A 19,748-nucleotide genomic window follows, 5' to 3' on the forward strand; every position below is an offset into this window, starting at 1 on the left:
ATTCGGTTTATAGCTTGGGTTTTCTCTATTAACCAATCTAAATTATCTAAGTTTTATTTAATTTTCTTATATTATTTTACCATAGTTACTCTGGGAGAGCCATATAATGTTACGTATTGAGGCTTAATATTTGCACGATCATTGTTTAACACTCATACATAATTAGCAAGCAATAGGATGATTTTGATATCACCCTATTACTAAAACTAATACTTCCTTTCTTGTGGCTCAAACATATTAATCACCACGGGGCGATATTGAATATCAATACCTGCGGGTGAATAGTAAGCCATTGTATGTCTGAGGAAATTGACATCATCTCGCTGCGGAAAATCTTCGCGGAAGTGTGCGCCGCGACTTTCTTGGCGGTTTAAGGCTGATGCTAGAATGGTTTGCCCAACAACCATCAAACTTCGCAGTTCTAAAGCCTCTACAAGTTCTGTATTCCAGCAACTACCTTTGTCGTCTAAATAAACTTGACTATATTTTTGCTGGATTTCTGTGATTTTTTCCCAACCTTGACTCATTAATTCTTGAGTACGAAAAACACCACAGAATTCGGTCATGGTATCTTGAAAAGCTTGGCGGACTTGGTTAATGCGATATTGTCCTGGTTGTTCTAGTAAGGCTTGGATTTCTTGTTGGGCTTCTTTGATATAGCGTTGTTCTTCAATAGTAGGTAATTTACGTTTCTGTACATATTGAGCGATCGCCGCCCCAGTTCGTTTACCATAAACTACACATTCTAATAGCGAATTACTACCTAGACGATTTGCCCCATGAACGGAAACACAAGCTGTTTCCCCAGCAGCAAAGAAGCCTTCAACTAAACCATCATTACTACTGCGAACTCGACCATCAATGTTAACAGGTATACCACCCATACAATAATGAATTGTTGGGCGGACTGGCATTGGTTGAGTCACTGCATCAACGCCGACTAAGCGGTGGGCTTCTTCCCAGCAGAAGGGAACGCGACTCATAATTTTTTCTTTACCCATGTGGCGCAAGTCGAGATAGACAAAAGGCCCGCCAGCACTACCATCAGTATGAACACCACGCCCAGCCCGAATTTCGTAGGTGATCGCCCGTGAGGTAATATCACGAGGAGCTAGTTCCATCCGGCTGGGTGCGTAGGTTGCCATAAAGCGATCGCCTTCAGAATTAATTAGATACGCCCCTTCTCCCCGCACTGCTTCGGAAATCAATACCCCGACCGGATACAAGCCAGTGGGATGGAACTGCACAAATTCCATATCTTCGAGGGGTAAACCTGCGATCGCAGTCATCGCCAAACCATCGCCTGTAGAAGCGTAATCATTGGAAGTGGTGTTATAAACGCGACCATAACCACCAGTAGCAAACATTACCGCCTTTGCCCTGACGACCTCAATATGTCCATCCAAAAGGTGATACATCACAACACCTTTTGCTTGACCTTCTTCTAAAATTAGGCGCATGACGTACCACTCTTGATAAATATGCACACCGTAACGCCGCAAATTATTTACCAATTCATGTAAAATTGCGTGACCAGTTTTATCGGCGGCGTAGCAAGTGCGATTGTGGGAATGTCCACCGAAAGCCCGTTGGGCAATGCGACCATCGGGTAAACGAGAGAACAAAACCCCCATATGTTCTAAGTCAATTACCACATCTGGTGCTTCTTGGGCGAGAATTGCCACTGCATCTTGGTCTGCCAAGTAATCAGAACCTTTAACAGTATCGAAAGCGTGTGCTTCCCAAGAGTCTTCGGTATCAACATTTTTTAACGATGCTGCCATACCACCTTGGGCAGCAACCGAGTGAGAACGAATAGGGTGAGTTTTAGCCACTACAGCAATATTTAAACTAGGGTCAGTACGGGCAATTTCCACCGCCGCACGACACCCAGCCAATCCACCCCCGACAATAATCACATCATGTGACAACATAACTAGCCCCCGATTGCAAAAAGATGCTGTTCTATTGTAGAGATTTTGCATCTTGACAAAAAAAATTCCCTGTCAACTGACAGGGAAGTTAATTTATTCAACATAGACAATTATTAAAACCCACTAAATTTCTACCATTCAACTAGTAGCTTGTACAGGTTGTTGCTGAGAAACATTACCTGGTATGGGTTCGGTTTTTGTACCTGGTTCTATAGCAGTTAGTTCAATATGATTTAACAATGTAGTTACAAAAGCGAACAGTAAGAAAGGTAACGATAGCAGAACAATTAAACCTACTGTTGCCAAAGCATATACAGGTCGCCTAGCACCCATTAAAGCTAAGGCAGATGCCAAACTTATAACGATTGTAATTAACCAGACAATTATTTGACCGTAGATATCGCCAAAGGTTAGGGTACAGACAAATCGATAGTTTTTAATATCGCCCTTGTTCATCACAGTTGCCTCAAGTCTCTCTATAGGTTCTACGTTAGAGCCATGTTTGGCTTCCAGACAATTTCTAAATATTTTTGCAATGTTTGTAATATCGCTTTACATTCTGGCTTTTTTGTTAGTAAAAATTGTGAGGCAACTGCATCTATCTAAGATAATAGAAATTACTTCCAAAAGTTGTAAAGTAAGGCAAATAGTTTTAACTCCTCAACAATTAGATGCCATGATGCCTGACGCTAGTCAGCTATATAGCGATGAGCCAGAAATGGAAAGTTCTCTGCACGCCCAGCTATTAATTCTGGTTACTTGTTTAGAATGGTTATGGCGCGATCGCAATGATTACTTTATCGGCGCGAATCTGACAATTTATTTCAGTCGTCAACAATTGCGTAATCGTGATTTTCGCGCTGGTAGTGAATATCAAGAGATTTCACCTAACGTTAATGGTTGGTATTGGAGTCAGGAATTAGGTTTATATTTAGGTATTGATGCAGAGAAATTACGCTATTTTACGGCTGAAGGTGCTTTAGTACCAACCCCAGAAGAAGCAGCATTACAAGCACAATCCCAGTTGCAACAGGAACGGGAACGTGCTGAACGGTTAGCAGAAAGATTGCGTTCTTTAGGTATTGAAGATGAATAAAAGATATTTATTGCAACTTAAATTCATCAAACTTCATAACTTCTGAATCAGGTTTGCGTGTATCAAAACGGTAGCTGCTAACTGTGCCTGTATCTGTATCAAAAATACTAAAAACGGTGATATCATTACTAGCAATATAAGGCATTGCTTTACCATCTTCACCTACGATAGGCGCAATGGTTGGCACTACTGGTTCTAAACCATTGGGGTCGCCAAGTACAACATATTTCTCTTGATAATTTGTTGGGACTTCTCGCTTTCTTTCACCCCAAGCCGCACCATAACTATTACCAACATTTGATGTTTCTAAAAAGTGCATTCCCTGAGAATTAACGAAGCGGTTCCATAAATGGGAATGTCCATAAAATACTAACTGTACGTTGGCTGCTTCTAGTAATGGCATTACATCACGGATGATGTAATCTGCATTTTTAGGATATTCGTAACGCACTGATGTAATTTTACCTTGATCATCCCGTTCTATAATTTGCACTGGGTCGGTGTATGCAGGGACGATATTATCACCCAGCGTGTGCGGTGGATGATGGAACATGACAATTTTATATTTTGCTTGTTGAAATTCTGGACTTTTGAGTTCTGCTGCTAGCCAATTATATTGTGTACTACCCTGAGCAATTGGTTCATAAATCAGCTGTCCATAACCCCAGTTTTCAGGATTATCTAAATTTTGTTCGGCTTCTCGATATCTACCTGTATAGTTTTCGTTTAACTTAGGGGTGCGCCACATATTTGTAATGTACAGAACTACTAACCGCACATCACCAAAGCTAACTGCATAATATTTTTTTCCACCTTCCTTACTTTCGGGTAAGGTCAAAATTTCTTCGTAGGTAATTGTATTGTAAGAATTATCGATTAAAGATTTGCCGCTATAAAGTCTTTGAGCCACCGCACGGGGAAATGTATCATCAAATTCATGGTCTAAACTCCCCTTTCTGGCAAACCTACCCATGACTTCATGATTACCAATGCAAGTATACATCGGTGCGTGTTGAATGATTTGTCCGCCGGTGTAGGTTGCAGTCACGCCGTCATGCTGCATTTGATATTTAGCACGACCTTGTAAACCAGGAAAGAAAGCATTCCCCCGATTATCATCAAACCATTCCGAAGCGCGATCGCTCACATTAATTAAGTCACCAGCAAACCACACAGCATCCACTCTTCCCACTGTCTCGACCACCTTTTGCAAATTTGCGGCGGTCATTGGCTTGAGTTGATGGTCGGAAGTGAGGAGAATTTTTAACGATGTACCTGCTTCAGGTTTAGGTGCAAGGGTGAACACATCACTGCTGACAGTTTCGCCATCTTCTCTGGTACTAGTGACGCGATAGTTTACCCTAACTCCAGGCTTTAAACCAGTCACTTCAGCGTCGTGTCGCCAAATGTCACGCTTTACAGGTTGTTGATATACTTGTCCATCTTGGGTTTGCTTCCCGACTCTAGATTTTTGGTCTTCGCGTGTCCGGCTAAGTTTAGTAGTAGTGGCTTTAGCAGTTTTCTCTAAATCTTCACCGTAGGTGACTAGATGTTGATTACCAGCAAACTCAGTAAACCATACTACTCGTACTGATGTTGCAGTTGGCAGTTGCAAAAATGGATCTGTCAGCAGTTGCGGTGCTGCGGTCATAATTGTTTGCCCAAACGAATGCACGCTTACCAAGGTAAAGCATAGAACAAACAGAAGTACAGATGAGAGTAGTTTTTTGTTTGTTCTTACTGCGATCGCTCTCAGCATGGATAACTATGTCAAAGTTGATTGAAGCTAAAACAATAGTACCTTGACTTGACTAATGTTTTGCATTAACCAACATCGCTCATCTTTAACTAATTATGAATTAGAGAACCAATAGTTGAAAGGAACTCATATTCTAAATAAGGCTTAGTTAGATAAGCTTTAGCCCCAAGTTCCTGCGCCAACTGTCGATGTTTTTCAGCACTACGAGAGGATAAAATTACTACAGGAATTTTAGCGAGATTTGGATTTTGTGTAAGGTTTGTTAATAATTCAAAACCATTCATCCGCGGCATTTCCAAATCTGAAATAATAAGTTGAATATGCGGATTTTTTTGTAACTGTTCTAGGGCTTCTACACCATTTTGGGCTTGAATTACCTGATAACCGCTTCTTTGTAGGGTGAGAGACAGTGTTTGTCTCAAACTAATAGCATCATCTACGATTAAAACTACATTTGGTGATTGGTAATTAGCTTCTGGATTCTGGTTTAATGACTCTCTATTATTTAATGGAGTCAATACAAGCTCATCTTCTACGGTTGGTTCTGGTTGACTTACTAATGATGTAATTGCAGGTGTCGCTGGCAAATTAAGAGATTCTAAAAGTAGAGAACCATCGATAACTAAAATAAGATTGCCATTAGCAGAACTACTACAACCATAAACATATTTTGGTGGTGCGATCGCATTGCCCAAAGGCCTGATTACTAATTCTTGTTCACCAATTACTTGGTCAACTTCTAAACCAAAAATACCTTGATTGTGCTTGAGGAGCAACACAGGATTATTCATGAATCTTGTATCAAGTGTATTTTGGCTATTATTAAGGCTATGACTGTTAATGTATGAACAGTTATAAGACATCAACTCAGAAAGTTGAAATAAAGTGACTAAAGTTTCATCCTGGTCTGTATGCCAATGCAAAACTCTTTTACCTTCCAATTCCTTAATTTGTTGCGATGTCGGAATTAAGATTTTTTCAACACTGTCTAAAAGCAGCGCATAAACAACGCCTCCTGCTTGAACAAGCATTAATTGGTCAGTAGTCATAGAAAAAGGTATCTTAAGGATAAATTTTGTGCCTTTTTGCGGCCAAGTTTGAACTGAAATTGAACCATTGAGCGATTGCATCTGAGAACGCACGATATCTAAACCCATACCGCGTCCTGAAATATTGCTTACCTGTTCAGCAGTGGATAGCCCAGGTGCAAACATCAAATCTAATAATTCTGATTCATGCTCATGAGATGTAACAAGGTTCATCTCAATTGCCTTTTTACGAATGCTCTCTAGATTTAATCCCTGTCCATCATCTTGAACTTCAATAATAGTTTGGCTACTTTGATGATATGCACGGATTGCAATTAAACCTTGTTCTGGTTTACCCAATTCTCGACGCACTTCTGGAGGTTCAATACCGTGATCAAAAGCATTACGTACTAAGTGTAATAATGGCTCATAAAGTTTTTCAGCGATCGCTTTATCAACAAGTACTTCTGTACCAACCAGTTGTAGCGTTACATTTTTGTGATAAATGTTTCCTAACTTTTTCACCATTGGGGTAAAACGATTCAAAATATCGCCTAAAGGCAACATCCTGGCTTCTACTAAGTTATCAATAATATTGAAAACTAAATTTTGTTTTTTCTCACTTAATTGAGTAGCTTGTTTGATGATTAAATCGAGAGATTCTGTAATTTCTTGGAGTTGTAAAGCCTCTTCTATTGCTTCATACAAGGATAAATGAAATTCTGTATATACATCCATTTCCAGTGAATCAAAATTCACGGTTGCAAAATTTTGCGTAGCTTGAGCGGTACGGCTTTGTAAATGTAGCGGTAAGTCCCGTAATTGATTTAATACTGTTTGGTGTTTGTTCAGATGTAGTAAGAATTGCTCAACCATTTCTTGCATTTGTTCATCATAAAAATTACGTTTCTTTTGATGAATTAGCAATTCTCCTGCTAGGTAGTTGAGATTTCTTAATGATTCAACATCAACACGCACGAATGAATGTTGACGTGCTTTTTTATTTGGGCTAATTTGAATCTTATCTTCTATTTGTTCGTTAATATTATTAACTACTTCTGGCATTAACTCTACAACTGTATCTTCGCCTGTAGATAAAGTACTAACGTTATCTGAATCATCAACTGTTGCCATTTCTTCACTCTGGTTAGATTTATCTTCTGCTTCCCCTCCCCAGATTGATTCTAGAAGATTATCAGTTTCATGAAATGCAGGTTTTGATATTTCCTTAATAACTAAAAGCTTTTGTAAATTTGGATGATCCAGCCAATTTTTTTCTTGGGCAGTTATCGGCGGATAATTTTTATATTCTTTTGCTAATGTACAGATTTCACTTTGTAATTTTTGGGTTAAAACTATGGAATTATCAGTCTTTTGATTATCATACTCAAACTTAGCTACTGCCAGCAGGACAATAAAAATAATCCCGTGACGATAAACGCAAAGATTATAACTATCTTCTGGATTTTGAACGTAAGATAAAAATTCTTTTAGCCAAGTTTCAATATAATTAATTTTATTTTCTCTATCTATTTTACTAACTAACAGAGATAAATTAAGCTCTTGCTTGGGGATGTCTCTTTGGTGATGGAACCAACCCAAGATACATTGAACTATTTTAATATATAACTTAGCAGTTTCCGGCTTAATACACTCATGAGTATTATTGCTAGATGTGGTTAAAAACTCGTAAAATTCATTTGTAATTTTATCGAACTGATCAGTAGCTAAATTATTTGAAAAATTTTGCGTTAAGTTTTGCCAATCTTGCGAAAGTGTAGGTATATAAGCGCGATCGCCTGATAATATTGTTGTTTGTATTGCTTGTAAATCTTGTAATGCAATTGTGGCAATTTGCTGAACTTGAGCAGGGTTTGCTTGTAGCGCAGCCATAATTGTCTTTGCAAGTTCGCCTAACCCACTTAAATCTAAAGATTCCGCAAGTCCAAGAAATACTTCCGCTTCTGAGTTTAAAAAATCGATAAATTCCGCATTATCAGGAGGATTATTAATAGCTGTAGCAATACTTTCTAGACGTTTTTGAACTCCTACCTCAAATATGGACTGAACCACATCAAATCCTAATTCTTGAGAAGTCGGAATATAATTATCATCGCCAAAAACATCACCAAGCTTTTCTTGTAGTTGTACAATAATAGCCGTTACTCTTTGAATAATTTCTTCAACATCAACGTTAGTACTTGTTAATTCTGCGGTTATGGCTAAACGCAGACATTCGTAAGCTTTAAGTAAGAGTGTATTTAAATCAGCATCAATAACTATATCTGGGTTATACAACGCTTTAAATACATCTTCTAAAGAGTGGGCAATCATCTGAATTGTTTCTAGCCCAACAGTAGCAGCACCACCTTTGAGTGTATGAGTTGCCCGCATTAAAGAATGAACTTTATTCTTTCTATTACCTTCCCCTTCCGCAAAACTCAAAAGTTCTTGCTCAATTGTTTGTAATAATTCTGGGGCTTCTGCTAGGAAATAGACATAACCTTGTTCACGAATTTCAGCATCTGTAATCATAATTATAATTTGGGGGAGTGTTGAAGGAGTGTTGAAGGAGTGGTGAATTTGAAGTGGTGAATTATAAAACTTCTATATTTACTAATCCCTACTTTCTTTTCCCCACTCTCTACTCCCTTTTGATTAATTAACTTTGAACTTACTTGCAGTGACCAATAGTTCTTGCGCCATACCTAATAAATCTTGGAAAATCGCAGCAATTTCTTGAGATTCAGCAAAGGTTTTATTAGCAATAGCTGCAACATCTTGCATTGATGTCGTCACAGTTTCAGATTGACTCATTTGTGTTTGAGTGGCTGCGGTAATCTGTTGAATTAATTGGCTAATTTCAGCAGTTGCAGAAACTATGGCATTTAAGTTTTGACGGGTTTCGCTCACTAAATTTGTGCCTTCAACAACTTGCTGAATGCCTATTTCCATCGCTCCTACGACTTCTCCAGTTTCGGTTTGAATTTCCTGAACTAACTTTTCAATTTCAATTGTTGCTGCTGCGGACTGACGAGATAAAGAACGCACTTCATCGGCTACAACTGCAAAGCCTTTGCCATATTCACCTGCACGCGTTGCTTCAATGGCTGCATTCAAAGCTAAAACGTTGGTTTGGGTAGCAAAACTGCTAATCAAATTGACTACTTTGGAGATTTTTTGTGACGATTCACTTAAACGCTTAATCTTTTTGCTAGTTTGGGCAACAGTTTCTCTAATTGCTTCAATAGCTTTTACAGTCAGGTTCATTGCCGTATCACCAGACTCGACTGTTTGATTGGCTTTTTGTACTGCTATTTGCACTAACTCAGCATTAGCTACCACTGCTTGGGTAGAATCTACCATTTGTTGAATATCACCCAAAGCAGAAGTAATGTCTTCAGACTGTTGTTGTGCTAATTGGTTCAGTCCAGCCAAGGAAGCATTGCTATTAGCAGAAGTTTGTACGACTTGCTGGGCAGCAGCTTGCACTTGAATGACAATTTGCCGCAGTGCTTGCAAAGTATTATTGTAAGCGTCGGCGATTGTGCCTAATTCGTCTTCTGTAATTGGCGCACGTACTGTCAAATCACCATTTAAAGCGGGACGAAGTGCCATTAACAGTTGTATAGATCTTTGTTGCAGTAATTCCTTAGCGGCTTTTTCCCGTCCTGCTGCTTCTGCAAGTTTTGCTGACTGTGTTTGTAGCTGTTGCAGATATTCAGTTTGTTGTAAAGCTAGTCCTAATTGATCTCCAATCCGTGCTAACAAACTTACTTGTGATTCTTCCCAATCACGAGGATTGGAATTTTGATAAGCTGCCAATAAACCCCATAATTTTTCACCGAAGAAAATAGGAACAATTACATAAGCTTTAACTTCAAATTGCTCTAAAATCTCGATGTGGCAAGGAGAATGACCTACTTTGTAAATGTCATTGACTACAAAGCTTTCACCTTTAGCATATCGTCCTCCCTGAGTTTCTTGGAGGTGAGTATCTTCCCAAACTGTTTTGATGTCTAACCCGACAAGTTTCACCCAATTATGACCAACTGACTCAGCAATAAATTCACCACTCCAGTCAGGATTAAAGCGATATATTGCCATACGATCGCATCGTAATAATTGCCGGACTTCTTGAGTAGTAATTTTGAAGATTTCATCTACTACTAATGATTGTCTAATCCGGTTTACTATCTTAGTAAAAGCTTTTTCTTGTTCTGCTATCTGAGATAATTTTTCAGATTTAATTCGTACTTGTTGTAAATAGTCTATTTGCGATTTAGCTATGCTAAATTGCAAGGCAATCTGATTTAAAAAGTTAACTTCCCAAGGTTTCCATTCACGAGTGCCAGAGTTTTGATATGCTGCTAACAAGCCCCATAATTGTTCGCCAAAGAAAATCGGCACAATAATATAAGCTCTAGCTTCAAATTGCTCTAAAATTTCGATGTGGCAGGAAGCTAGACTAACTTTGTAGATATCATTAACTACAAAATTTTCACCTTTAGCATATCGGCCTCCTTTAGTTTCTTGTAAGTAAGTATCATCCAAAACTGTTGTGATATTTGGCCCCACCAGTTTTGTCCAATTGCTACCTACTGCTTCAGCGACAAACTCGCCGCCCCAGTCAGGATTAAAACGATAAACAGCAACGCGATCGCATCTTAATGATTGTCTAACTTCTTGGGTAGTTGTTTTAAAGACGCTTTCCACATCTTTAGATTGGCGAATGCGGTTGACTATCTTGGTTAAGGCTTTTTCTTGTTCAGCAATCTGCACTAATTGTTGAGATTGCACTTGCATTTGTTCAAGGTATTCCGCATGGGCAATAGCTACACCAAATTGCAAACCAATTTGTTCTAAAAAGTTAGCTTCCCATTCTTGCCAGTTGCGGGAACCTGAATTTTGATAAACTGCTAATAAACCCCACAATTTTTCCCCTGAAAAGACAGGAACGATAATATAAGCCTTGACTTCAAACTGCTCTAAAATTTCAATATGGCACTGAAAATGCCCTACTTTATATATGTCATTGACAATATAGCTTTCATGGTGGCGATACCGTCCGCCTTGGGTTTCTTGTAAATGTGTATCTTCCCAAACAGTTTTAATACCTGGGCCTACTAATTTTACCCAACCATGACCTACTGCTTCAGCAACAAATTCGCCACTCCAATCAGGATTAAATCGATATACAGCAACGCGATCGCATCGCAATAATTGCCGAATTTCTTGAGTAGTGGTTTGAAAAATATTATCGATATCTGATACGTGAATGATTTTTTCAGTAACTTTCGCTACAGATTTTTTAGCTTGTGTTTTAAATTCTAATTCTCTTTGAAATTCAAAGCTCTGCAATTTGTAGGCTAACTCGGTAGCAACTTGTGAGAGAAAAGTTATTTCTGCTTCCTGCCATTGTCTGCTGCCAGAACAATTATGAACTGCGATTACTCCCCAGACTTTGCCTTCAAATATAATCGGCAGACTTAAACTTGCTTGAATTTGATATTTATCAAGTAATTGTTTTTGATAAGGTGTAACTTGAATTTTGTCGATATCTTCAATCGTTACAGATTCTAAATAATCTTGATTGTTATATAAGCCAAAAATAATTCCAGGTAAATTTTCACCTAACATAGGTGTCCAGCCTAATGTTCTTGATTCTGCTAAAACACTGCCAGAATCTAGAGAATTAAACTGATAAATTAAGGTGCGATCGCAAGTAATTTTTTCTCTAACTTGAGCTACAGTAACTTTGAGTAAGTTATCTATATCTGTAGCTTGGCGCATTACGATTGTGATAGCTTGTAACTGCTGCCGCCACATTTTAAATTCCTGAGCAACTACATTTAGTGTAGATACTTCAAGATGAGACATATGTGTGATTGTATCGCTGACAGCCAAAGGCTCTATAGCTTCTGCTGCCGGAAGTTGTTGATCATTTTCTTCTTTACCGTTGTGATATGCAATTGTCATTTTTAAACACCTCATTTATTATTAAATAATTTGTCAAATACAGTCTTGAGTGGCTGTATTTTTAGAAATTTGAAGTTCAATTCTGACTTGCCCACATAGGATACTTAACAATTGCTGCTGCATCAAGATTAAATACCATTTCTTCCACAGCATTTATAAAGTAACCTTGGAGAAACTCAGAGATTTTAGGCGAGAATAAATTTGCAGATGGCAACTTAATTTGATTAGGATCTAGCCATTCAATATCCATCAAATTTCGTACTAAAAATCCTAGATACTTGCCATCGATTTCTAAGATGACAGTCATCATTTTGGAGATAAGATTGAATCCTTGCAAAAGTGATGGATAGCCTAGTAACTCTTCTAAGTCAACTAGCCAAAGCATTTCGCCGCGCCAATTATATATACCCAAAACACAACTAGGCATTTGAGGTACACTGCATATGTCTGTCAATGAAACTTGCAAAACTTCTGTAACGTGTTGCAAAGATATTACTGCCTTATCGTTGCTACCTAAAGTAAAGCTTAAAAATTTTTCTTGTGTTTCCAAAGCTATTTATTCCTTGAAATCTGAATAATATTTTTAGGGAAAAAGAATAATTAATTATAAGCATTACTATTAATTATTCTTAGTTTAAATTAAACCAATGTTAATTGAGGAATTGCTTCAGTATTATTGCTAATTCTTCTCGATCAACAGGTTTAGCTAGATAAGCTTCTGCTCCTAGCATATTGCCCCACATTTTATCAACATCACTATTTTTAGTTGAACAAAAAACCACAGGTATTTTGCTAGTTTCAGGATTAGATTTTATTTCTCGACAAATTTCAAATCCACTTTTACCAGGCAAGATTACATCTAAAAATATCAAATCTGGCTTAGTTAGATCTAACTTTGTTTGAGCCTCTTCGCTGCTTGTTGCCTTAATTACAGAATAGCCAGCCTGTTGCAAGTAACGGCTGAGTATTTCCATATCGGTCAAACTATCTTCAACAACTAAAACAGTATTCATAGAAATTCCCTGACAACTTCGCCTTCAAATATAAACAACAATTACAAGTTAAGGAAGGAAGAGATAGATATAAGTTTTTGCTTGAGCTAATTTTGATTGATTACTTTTATAAATGTTATAGAACTAACACTTAAGTTTATGATGTATTTAGAAGCAAAAATTGGCACTTTCTCAAAAATTTAGAGAAAGTGACATAATTTCCATCTGGGACAACTTATTAAATAAAACTACGTCTCTACTGTTAATTTAATTATGAGTTTTAACTAGTAGCTTACCTCCTATCAATCATCAAAAATTATTAACTAATGTTTTAATTTCACTTCTAAGCTAGGTATTCTGCTAACTTTTGATTGTGTAGCTGTTGATAGTGTCTGCACAGGTAAATATTTACGTATTACACTCATTACCCTATCGGCTACTACAGGTTTAGCTATAAAATCAGTAGAACCAACAACTTTAGCGCGTACTCTATCTAATAAACCATCGTTGCCCGTTAAGATAATCACGGGTGTATTAGCAAAAGCAGATACTCGTCGCAACTGAGTACAAATTTCGTAGCCACTAGCGACTGGCATAATTAAATCTAAAAAAATTAAATCTGGTTTATTTTGAATTAGGGTCGGGAGTGCTTGAATTGGGTCTTGAATTTTCATAAATCTTAACCCGTTAGAAGTCACAATATCTTCTAGCATTTTACAGACCTGGGGACTATCATCCACGCAGGCTACTAATGGAATATGGGATTTTTTTGGTTGCGTGGAAATAGGGTTATTGTTTTCCGAAAATAGCACAGGTAAGTCAGGTACTTCTATTAATTCAATGATACCTTTGAGAATGTAGGGAAGTAACGAACGACTCACAGGCAAAACATTCTGCTTCATGTTCGCTGCTAAATCTCGCAGTGTCTGTTTACCATCAATCAAACTAACAAAGTTTTTGTAAACAGATGGACTTACTTGTTGTTGGAGTTGTTCTGGTCTGCGTAGCACTGGTGCTAAGTCAGGAGAAAAGTTTGCCAAACCAGCTTCTGACCACATTTTCCAAGAGTCTTGCATCTGTTTGACAGATAAATCTGCGCTTGTAAAACTCATGGGAGTGTCTAAAATAATTTCTTGATTGCGATCGCAACTGATAGAAACAAAATCTGTGTGCTGGGCTAGGTCAAACAACAATTCAGCGATCGTGCTTTCTACAATAGCTTGAATTTGTTCTCTTTGAATTTTTTGTCTTTTGTATAAAATTTGTAAAATGTAATAATCCCAGCAATTACTTGATAGATCTTGCTGGCGAAACTGCATTTTCTCTACATCAATTTGCGGACAATACTGTGCCATATGTCTGCGCCAGCGCCGAAAAGGATGAGTGCCTCCTGTCGCCCAAACTATGCGCCCTAGACGATAATAAAAACACCACTTTTGTCCTTTAGGGTTTTTGATATTCAGCTGGCCATTGTATTGCAGCTGAGTGCAAGTTCTAAATTCATCAATTGCGTTATTTGATACCATTAATTCCGGGTGAGTCATACTAGTTTTCTATGATGCACAAGTCAGCCATCTCCAAATTTTTTTCTCTACATACATAGTGCTTGGCAATAATTTATAAGTTTGCAATTAAATCTTGCAAACTAATTTTTATTTGCCCTATTTTCTATTGATTGATATATAGCTTTCCTCAACCAATATTGGTCAGACTTATCAAAGCAGTAAGAACAAAAGTAGAATCAGTTGAAAAGCTGTATTAGGCAAACTTTTCTCTACTTTCTATCTAACAAAAACTATTTGTTAGTAAAAATGTAATTGCTATATTTCAACACTTAAATCTTATTGATCTTATCTTAATTAACTTTACCCTTAGGAATAACCGTGGAAATCCTGATTTTAAAATAAAAAGTAATTTATCCATTTTCAAACTATTAATTTTTAAATTAGGCTCTGCAACTGGATATTCGTTACTTATCTTAATAAATCTAATTAATAATTATTTTTTGAAATTGTTTAGGTGAGGTTATATCCTCATTCTACCATCTGCGCGGTTTCGTCCCAAGGAAACAATATCAGAAACTGTCTCTCCTTTGTATAGAAGCTATTAGTATTTATTCGGGAGAGACAGTTAATATTTAATCTTGAAATACCATGATATTACCAGAGTAGCAGGCAACCCAAACTTCTCTAGTTTGTGGATCGTAAGTAATACCAATGGGGTTAGCACCAACATTAATCTTCTGTACTACTTTCAAATCACTAGTACGAATTTTACTAACTGTATTATCGCTGTAGTTAACAACATACAGTAGCTCCCCATCATCCGATAGCACCATGCTACGTGGAGCGTTGCCTGAAGAAACTTTACCGATTAATTTTCCTTGAGGCAAATTAATCTTGGCTATTTTTCCTTCACCGTTTAAAGAAGCATAGAGATACTGGCCTGTGGGATCTATGTTTAAATGACGTGGTGAATGACCAATATTTTTCAGCCATTTAACCGAAAAATCTTTTAAATCAACTTTAGCAATATCATAAGAACCCATGACGGCGATATAAGCCTTATTTGACGCTGCATCTATTGCTATACCACGAGGATAAGGCCCAAGTTTAATTCTTTTGATTTCCCGATTTTTGGCCGGATCTACAACACTCAAATCCCAGGAACACCAATTACTCACTAGTACTAAACGTTCATCATTAGTTGCGGCTACAAATTTAGGTACAGACCCAACTTGAATAACGTGGTCAATTTCCAGAGTTTCTGTATTTATCCGATATAAAAAACTCTTGTCAGTTTTTTGCAATGGATTACATTTGTCGCTACCAGGATTGTTAAATCCTGGTCCATACATTTGGTAGTTAGAAATCCAAGCGTACTTGCCATCTTGAGAAAAACTAGCTTCAACCGGTGCGCCTTGATAGTTACCCTTGAATTTAGAGTAACCATATTTTGATAAATCTACTTTGTCAGGAATGACTTTGACTAATTTATGCTGTCGATTGTACACCGTGATTGTGTGGTTATACATCATATTTTGGGCAAAAAATAAGCCATTGCCAGAATGCACAACAGATTTAGGAGAAATCTGTCCAGAAATAACTTTTTTGAGCGTCATCTTATGAGGATGACTAGGAGAATTTTTTGTTGTAGTTTCAGAAGGTGAAGATATTAGCTTTGTTGAATTAGTTTCTGATGCAGGCGGTGTTGCTTCTTGGGTTAAGTTATCTAATTGTTGAGGCTGGTTGCTAACTAGCGAATCTTGGCGATCGCCTACATCAGGCGCAGATGCTACTTTTGTAGAATGCACCTTTGGTGTAGGTACTAGTTTTTCTAAATTTGGATTTTTGAGTTGTTTAGATTTATCTATCACTCCAGGATGAGGAGTCACCGATTTACTAGATTGGCCTTTGAGTGCTGTTAATGTTTTCGGCCCAACAATTCCATCAGCAATTAGTCCGTTAGCTTTTTGAAATTTAACCACAGCTATTTCTGTTGCTACATCAAACGTCCCGGTAATAGATTTCTCAAAATATCCAGCCGCTTGCAATTGTTCTTGGACAGACTTCACATGAGTGCTGATGTCACCTCTGCGTAAAAGTGAAGTCTGGGGCGATCGCATTTTTTGGGGAGTAACTACAGCTGGTGGAATGTTAGGCTGAGAGGATGAAACCGCTTTTTTTGCTGCACCAGACTCTAACGCAGCTAAAGTTCCTTTGTCCACCATTCCATGACCAATAAGCCCGTGAGCTTTTTGAAATTTGATCACCGCTATTTCTGTCGCCGCGTTAAAATCTCCTGTGATGGGTTGGTCAAAATATCCAGCTGCTTGCAGTTGTTCTTGGACAGACTGCACCTGTGTACTGATATCACCTCTGCGTAAAAGTGAAGTCTGAGGCGATCGTCTTTTTTGGGGAGTAACTACAGCCGGTGGGGTGCTGGGCTGAGAGGGTGAAACCGCTTTTTTTGCTGCACCAGACTCCAATGCAGCTAAAGTCCGAGTATCCACCATTCCATTACCAACAAGTCCGTGAGCTTTTTGAAATTTGATTACCGCCGCTTCTGTCGCCGCGTTAAAATCTCCTGTGATTGGTTGGTCAAAATATCCAGATGCTTGCAGTTTGCGCTGGAGGGACATCACTTCATAGCTAAGATCACCTCTTTGCAAGATGACTTGAGAACTAGCTGATGGTAGCTTTTTTGAAATATTAACAGTAGGCTGAGTTTTCCCTGGGGATGGATTAACTGTTCGTGAACTAGTGACAGCCGGCTTAGTGGTTACTGATGATGGGTTAACTGTTCCTAAAGTAGATTCTAATGCTGCTAATGTCTTAGAACCAACCACTCCATCAGCCTTGATACCATGAGCTTTTTGAAATCTCTTTACAGCCGCTTCGGTGATGGGGCCATAATATCCAGTGACAGCTTGTTGAAAGTATCCGGCTGCTTGCAATTTTTGTTGCACAGACGCTACTTGTGGACTTTTTTCACCTTTTTTTAAAGCCTGAGCCGTGTTAGCCCAACCTAAAGAACTGACTCCCAATGCCAAGGAGATCAATAGCATCAAAGCTCCTCGCTGTTCTTGTTCCCAGTCTATTTCTGGAAAACATAAATCAAAATCCGGAATATTTTCCTGTCCGGAATTAATAGCCGCTTCATAAGTTTCTGCTAAATGCAGGTAAGCAAGTGTGTCCATAGCAAGTAAATCGCCAAGATTAAGTAAAAGACTTGTAAACTTCGCACGTGTTAGAGGAGCATACAATTTACTAACAGGTGTATATCCTGTAGTACTTTGTCTAAGTCTGATGACAGCTAATTACGCAATTTTTGAGTTGCAAATATAACTACGTGTGTTTAGCCTTTGGCTGCTAAACCTTGGCTAATAAGGAGCAAAACTATGGTGATATTAAGAATTTAACATCTTGTACTGAGAAACGCTATCAGAGTTATGATAATTTTTTACACATTAGAGTGCTTGTAAGTTAAGAGTTATTAATTATGCTAATAAAATTAAGCTAAAGTTATAAGTGTAAAGTTTTTAACTAAATGAAAATAACAGTATTCTTGTTACTAGATAATATCAATAATCAGCAAAAAATTTTCTACAGTAGGTAACTGGCTACAGGCTTGAAAGCATATCAGTATAAGGCTTTTTGCAAAAAATTCGTTTTTCATTCACCAGCAATCTACTATAAATAGGCTGAATGGCGTAATTATAAATTAAGTCGCAAAGCAGAAGTCAGTTGCTCATTCTGGCTTTAATATTAGCTTCATCAGAATCAGATTATTGTTGTTTTGGGATTTTTTATCGACTTGAAACAATTAACTTAATATGAAGCTACTATTAATGTAGAAGAGATATTCTAGAAGTTTAATTAAAGGTATTGGATAAACTTTCTAACCTGAATAGCGATTTGCCCTTGATTCTGAAAGCGATCGCCTTTATCCAAAGTTAAGACTAATACAATGACAATTTTTCATCTTCAATGTCAGCTATGCATCACTGTTAGCAGGAGATGAGCATCATGACCAGTAAATTTCGCAATCGCGCTGAAGCTGGCAAATTATTAGCGCAACAACTAACAATCTATGCTAAGTGTAAAGAGGTGTTAGTGTTAGGTTTGCCTAGGGGTGGTGTACCCGTAGCATTTGAAATAGCAAATAGCCTGAATGCACCGTTAGATATATGCTTAGTGAGAAAACTTGGTGTTCCCAATCATGAAGAACTGGCGATGGGTGCGATCGCTACAGGTGGCGTGCGGGTTTTAAATTACGATGTGATTAATAGTTTGGGTATTGATCACAAAATAATTGACGAAGTAACAGCTAAGGAAATGCGGGAATTGCAGCGACGCGATCGCGCTTACCGAGGCGATCGACCTCTACCAGAAGTCAAAAATCGTACTGTAATCTTAGTAGATGATGGGATTGCGACAGGCTCAACTATGCTGGCAGCAATTGCTATATTGCAACCACAGCGACCCCAACGTATTGTTGTAGCTGTTCCTGTTGCACCCCCTTCAACCTGTGAGCAATTGCAAGCTGAAGTAGACGAAATAGTTTGTTTAGTTATGCCAGAGTCATTGTATGCGATCGGTATTTGGTATGAAGACTTTTCGCAAACAACCGATGCAGAAGTGCGTGAGCTATTAGCAAGACAGTCGAACTTTATCCCAATTCATAATTCATATGTTTAATTTTTGAGAATTGTTACAAGTAAAATATGTGAACAAAAATGTGAATTTTTTGGCTGTTGATCACAAAAATATAAGGGTGTGTTAACTGGGTTACACACCCTTAAATAATTGATAGATTTTTTACAAAAGTAGAAATTTTTTAATAAAACCCACCGATGTAAACCTCTAATATATTTGCCATTTTCCGAGGTAATGAAACTTTTGGCAACCAGTTACTCTACAAAATTATTTAATATTTAAAATTAAGACTGTTGATGTCCTTTAGCATCACATTCTTTATACCAGCATCTTTTTAACAGTCCAACGCGCCAGCTATGAGCAAAGCGGCGAGGATTTAATTCTAATTGATAATCACGGCTAAATAATGGTTGGTTAAGATACTGCCAAAGAGGAAATTGAATTTTTGTGTCTTTTGCGGCCATAGGAGGAACAAGCTAAATATATATATTGCACGTTATGACAGTAGTGGAAATTTGTAAATTCACACCATGTACTTATTTTCTAGTTAAAGATGACATGATACATATTCACTTGTCCTGGTGGCAATTGCGGAACTTTATATCAAGTTTTTTGTTAGTTTCGTAAGATTGACTATACGTTAAAAGTTCCTGAAGTACTATACTGTAAGGTTTTAAGTGCAGTCGTTAGCATCTGTACTGAGTTTTTTCCGCACACAAGCACCAGGAAGAGAGGCGACAAAGACATAAAAATATAACAAATGGTAGATGACAGGTAATATCGTGTTCGGTGAAAGACTTAT

12 protein-coding genes are annotated in these 19,748 nt (G+C 37.8%); 2 read left to right on the forward strand and 10 right to left on the reverse strand.

The window, feature by feature from the left end; all coding sequences use genetic code 11:
• Positions 1 to 206: 206 nt before the first annotated feature.
• Together H6G76_RS20155 and H6G76_RS20160 are read right to left on the reverse strand one after the other, a co-directional pair.
• Positions 207 to 1,934, reverse strand: a complete 1,728-nt coding sequence (locus H6G76_RS20155; RefSeq protein ID WP_190704535.1) for a succinate dehydrogenase/fumarate reductase flavoprotein subunit — start codon at positions 1,932 to 1,934, stop codon at positions 207 to 209.
• 138 nt (positions 1,935 to 2,072) lie between these two features.
• Positions 2,073 to 2,390, reverse strand: a complete 318-nt coding sequence (locus tag H6G76_RS20160) for a hypothetical protein (RefSeq protein ID WP_190704540.1) — start codon at positions 2,388 to 2,390, stop codon at positions 2,073 to 2,075.
• Between the two features lie 190 nt (positions 2,391 to 2,580).
• Here H6G76_RS20160 and H6G76_RS20165 point away from each other — a divergent pair, with 190 nt between their 5' ends.
• The gene (locus tag H6G76_RS20165; RefSeq protein WP_190704685.1) at positions 2,581 to 3,030 is read left to right on the forward strand and encodes a Uma2 family endonuclease; all 450 of its coding nucleotides are present in this window, start codon (positions 2,581 to 2,583) and stop codon (positions 3,028 to 3,030) included.
• 7 nt (positions 3,031 to 3,037) lie between these two features.
• Here H6G76_RS20165 and H6G76_RS20170 read toward each other — a convergent pair whose 3' ends face one another.
• The 7 genes from H6G76_RS20170 to H6G76_RS20200 all read right to left on the reverse strand — a co-directional run bounded on the left by H6G76_RS20170 (position 3,038) and on the right by H6G76_RS20200 (position 17,487).
• A complete protein-coding gene (locus H6G76_RS20170; RefSeq protein WP_242056466.1) occupies positions 3,038 to 4,681 on the reverse strand; it encodes a fibronectin type III domain-containing protein in 1,644 nt (547 codons plus the stop codon).
• Between the two features lie 197 nt (positions 4,682 to 4,878).
• Positions 4,879 to 8,352: a hybrid sensor histidine kinase/response regulator gene (locus H6G76_RS20175; protein WP_190704545.1), complete on the reverse strand. Its 3,474-nt coding sequence runs from the start codon at positions 8,350 to 8,352 to the stop codon at positions 4,879 to 4,881.
• 123 nt (positions 8,353 to 8,475) lie between these two features.
• A complete protein-coding gene (locus H6G76_RS20180; RefSeq protein ID WP_190704548.1) occupies positions 8,476 to 11,796 on the reverse strand; it encodes a GAF domain-containing protein in 3,321 nt (1,106 codons plus the stop codon).
• A 76-nt stretch (positions 11,797 to 11,872) separates the two neighbouring features.
• Positions 11,873 to 12,346: a chemotaxis protein CheW gene (locus tag H6G76_RS20185; protein WP_190704551.1), complete on the reverse strand. Its 474-nt coding sequence runs from the start codon at positions 12,344 to 12,346 to the stop codon at positions 11,873 to 11,875.
• Between the two features lie 100 nt (positions 12,347 to 12,446).
• Entirely contained in the window at positions 12,447 to 12,809 is a 363-nt protein-coding gene (locus H6G76_RS20190) for a response regulator transcription factor (RefSeq protein ID WP_190704554.1), read from the reverse strand.
• Between the two features lie 302 nt (positions 12,810 to 13,111).
• Positions 13,112 to 14,332, reverse strand: a complete 1,221-nt coding sequence (locus H6G76_RS20195; protein ID WP_190704557.1) for a response regulator — start codon at positions 14,330 to 14,332, stop codon at positions 13,112 to 13,114.
• Between the two features lie 593 nt (positions 14,333 to 14,925).
• Positions 14,926 to 17,487 carry a peptidoglycan-binding protein gene (locus H6G76_RS20200; protein WP_190704559.1) on the reverse strand — a complete coding sequence of 854 codons (2,562 nt, stop codon included), beginning with the start codon at positions 17,485 to 17,487 and terminating at the stop codon, positions 14,926 to 14,928.
• Positions 17,488 to 18,316: 829 nt separating this feature from the next.
• Here H6G76_RS20200 and H6G76_RS20205 point away from each other — a divergent pair.
• Entirely contained in the window at positions 18,317 to 18,988 is a 672-nt protein-coding gene (locus H6G76_RS20205; RefSeq protein WP_190704562.1) for a phosphoribosyltransferase, read from the forward strand.
• A 242-nt stretch (positions 18,989 to 19,230) separates the two neighbouring features.
• On the opposite strand, the gene H6G76_RS20210 is transcribed toward H6G76_RS20205, so the two are convergent.
• On the reverse strand, positions 19,231 to 19,410 hold the full coding sequence (locus H6G76_RS20210; RefSeq protein ID WP_190704567.1) for a hypothetical protein: 180 nt from the start codon (positions 19,408 to 19,410) through the stop codon (positions 19,231 to 19,233).
• Positions 19,411 to 19,748: the final 338 nt, after the last annotated feature.

The organism is Nostoc sp. FACHB-152 (genome assembly GCF_014697475.1).
Lineage (GTDB): Bacteria > Cyanobacteriota > Cyanobacteriia > Cyanobacteriales > Nostocaceae > Nostoc_B.